Raw genomic sequence first — 3,051 nt, 5'->3', positions numbered from 1 at the left:
AAATACTAATATCTGTAACATCTGTATTTTACAAAATATATCTAACAATTTGGGATATTAATTCAACAGTCTTTTACTGTATGAGAAAAATGGTATTTATGCAAGTCCTCGCGTGTGGTGGATGCTTTCATTATTAGGGTATAGAAATATTTATATATTAAATACAAAATTAAAAGATTATTTTGATCAGAGTTTTAATTTTAATAAAAATATATTAAGTATGCCTAAGACTAATAATGCTTTATTTTGTAATAAAGAATTTGTAGAAAGTGCGATTAAAAATAGAGAAAAATTTCACATAGTTGATGCTAGGTCAGAATCTAGATTTAGTGGTAGTGAACCTGAACCAAGAAAAAATTTACGGTCTGGGCATATATTAAATTCAATAAATCTCCCTTATCAAAAGCTTATAAGAAATGGTAAGTATATAGAAATTTCAGAGATAGAAAATATTTTTACTAGGTTCTATGCACAAAAAATATAAATTAGATTGAAAATAGCTAAACCGTTGTTATTTAAAAGTTGAAAAGCAAAAAATATCAAAGGTTTAGCAAGTGAATTATCATATAAAAGAAGTATTTTGGTCAAGTATTTTATCATTCTTAAAATTACAAAAAGGTATACATACAAATGATGAAAATAAGTTAAGATTATTTATTGAAGCAATATTTTACGTGTTACGTACAGGCTGCCAATGGCGGATGTTACCATTTTACTATGGTAAATATAGATCAATACATAAGCGTTTTAAAGATTGGTGTGATAAGGGTATATTTTTTGATTTGTTTCAGTCAGTGCAAGCCCCTGACTTACAAGAAGTTATGCTTGATTCAACCATAACGAGAGCTCATGCTTGTGCTACAGGATATAACAAGGATGATAACCAAGCAATTGGTAGGTCAGTTGGAGGAGTGACTACCAAGATTCATGCTATAACTGATGCTTTAGGCAATCCGATGGAAATATTACTATCAGAAGGCAGAATTCATGATAGTAAAGTAGCAATAGACCTACTACAGAATGTATATAATACAAAAGTTATCGCTGATAGAGCATATCACTCTAATGAGATTAGAGAACATATTCAAAATATATCCTCTGAGGCTATTATTCCCTGTAAATCAAATACTATAAATCCTATAGCTTTTGATATTCAAATATACAAAGAAAGATATTTGATAGAAAATTTCTTTTCTAAACTTAAACATTTTAGAAGAGTATTTTCCAGATTTGATAAAACCATTTCTGTATATCTAGGAATGATTAAATTAGCTTGTACTTTTATTTGGCTACGATGAAAATTTATTTTTGTGCACAGAACCTGATTTAAAAATTAGTAAAAATAAAAAAATTATATTTTATTGTGGATCTGGTGTTACTGCTTGTATATTAGCAGTTGCTAGTAAAATAATAGGTTATGAAAAAGTCTATGTTTATGATGGATCTTGGTCTGAGTGGGGAAAGATCAATTAAAGTAAACTATGCATGGTCAACTAAATTGATATTCCTTGTTTTAATAAGAATGTAAATCATCCATATAGTGGCAACGGCACTAATGAAAACGTATGTGGAGTATGAATAATTTGGTATGATTGTATCCCATTGTAATTGGAAGTTTAGACTGGATGTCATCAAAACTGAAGCTATAATAGCTATAGCAAAACTACTCCCCAATTGAATTATGGCACTATTAATTGTTGTACCAGCGGCAATATCTTCTGGTTTTAAACTTTTATAAACACCAGTATCTAAAGAAATATTTAGTCCACTTAACGCCCAGCCCATTAAAAAAATAGTGATCATAAAAATATATAGGTTAAAATATAAGAAAATAACAACTAATAATAAGTTAGTCACAAGTATTAACAATAACATTATCAAAATAAATTTTTGAAAGGATAATTTTGATAATAAAGATTTTACGAAACGTTTAGCAACCCATACTCCAACAAGCATTGGTAGTATAGATAATCCAGAATTAAAAGGAGAAAAACCAAGTTTTGTTTGTAAATATAGGGGGTATAAAAAACTATACCCCATCAAAAATAATCTTGTAATAGTATTCATGATGGCGAAAAAACGAAATGAGGGATTTTTAAATAATCTTAAATTAATAACAGGATTACTACATTTTCTCACATGTAAGATATAGCAAAACAAAAATAAAATACCAAGAATAAAAGATACTATTTTGGTGGTTAAATCTATAGATTGATCAGTAAGAGTATCCATAACAAATAATAATAATGCGAGACTACTACTTATCATAACAAATCCAAATAGATCAAATTTAGGAACTGATATTGGAAGTATCTTGGGAAAATAATGGAGCAGAGACCATAAAGCAAACATTCCAACTGGGATATTAACAAAGAATATAATTCTCCAATTTAGCCAAGTTGTAATAGCACCACCTATAAGTGGGCCTAGTAATGGGCCCATTACGACAATTGTTGAAATAAAAGACATTGCGGAGATAATATTTTTGGGATACATTCTAACCATAATTATTCGTGATACAGGTACAGTAAAAGCACCACAAGCACCTTGAAAAGCTCTAAATATAACAAGTTCTGTTTCGTTATGAGATAAGCCACAAGCAGTAGATGCTAAAATAAAACCAACTGTTGCTAATGATAATACTTTTAAAGTGCCATATTTATCAGATACCCAAGAAGCACAAGGGATAAACATTCCTAGTGTCAATAAGTAAATAGATATAGCAACTTTAAGCTGGATGGGATTAATCTTAAAGTCATAAGCAATTTGAGGTAAAGATGTGCTTAAAACCATAATATCTATCATTTCCATTAACATAATGAGAGCAATGGTTAGAAGAATAATATGGTCTTTTTTGTCAAAATGTTGGTTTGAATTATATGAAGTAGTATGGGAGCTAGTCATGTAATTAAAGATTAAAGCTTGTTGTAAACGTATTAATAATATATTGATAATATATTAATTTTTAAATTAATAAGACTGTTGAATTAATATCCCAAATTGTTAGATATATTTTGTAAAATACAGATGTTACAGATATTAGTATTTTAA

4 protein-coding genes are annotated in these 3,051 nt (G+C 28.5%); 3 read left to right on the top strand and 1 reads right to left on the bottom strand.

Features of this window, described 5'->3' with window-relative positions; genetic code table 11:
- The first annotated feature begins 220 nt into the window (after positions 1-220).
- The 3 genes from R8535_RS10755 (at position 221) to R8535_RS10745 (ending at position 1,473) form a co-directional block, all read left to right on the top strand.
- Entirely contained in the window at positions 221-484 is a 264-nt protein-coding gene (locus R8535_RS10755) for a hypothetical protein (protein WP_329499130.1), read from the top strand.
- A 70-nt stretch (positions 485-554) separates the two neighbouring features.
- Complete coding sequence (locus R8535_RS10750; protein ID WP_329499132.1) at positions 555-1,298, top strand: IS5 family transposase; 744 nt, start codon at positions 555-557, stop codon at positions 1,296-1,298.
- Positions 1,299-1,308: 10 nt separating this feature from the next.
- Positions 1,309-1,473: a sulfurtransferase gene (locus R8535_RS10745; RefSeq protein ID WP_329499134.1), complete on the top strand. Its 165-nt coding sequence runs from the start codon at positions 1,309-1,311 to the stop codon at positions 1,471-1,473.
- A gap of 6 nt (positions 1,474-1,479) precedes the next feature.
- Here R8535_RS10745 and R8535_RS10740 read toward each other — a convergent pair whose 3' ends face one another.
- Positions 1,480-2,817, bottom strand: coding sequence for an MFS transporter (locus R8535_RS10740; RefSeq protein ID WP_329499517.1), 1,338 nt, complete (start codon positions 2,815-2,817; stop codon positions 1,480-1,482).
- Positions 2,818-3,051: the final 234 nt, after the last annotated feature.

The organism is Francisella sp. 19S2-4, from assembly GCF_036281795.1.
Lineage (GTDB): Bacteria > Pseudomonadota > Gammaproteobacteria > Francisellales > Francisellaceae > Francisella.
Note: the sequence above shows the minus strand (reverse complement) of the source record. Positions and strands in the feature narration are given on the sequence as shown.

Coding starts and splice junctions, on each gene's coding strand:
- R8535_RS10755 (WP_329499130.1), top strand. CDS start 221: ATGCCTAAGACTAATAATGCTTTATTTTGTAATAAAGAATTTGTAGAA.
- R8535_RS10740 (WP_329499517.1), bottom strand. CDS start 2,817: ATGTTAATGGAAATGATAGATATTATGGTTTTAAGCACATCTTTACCT.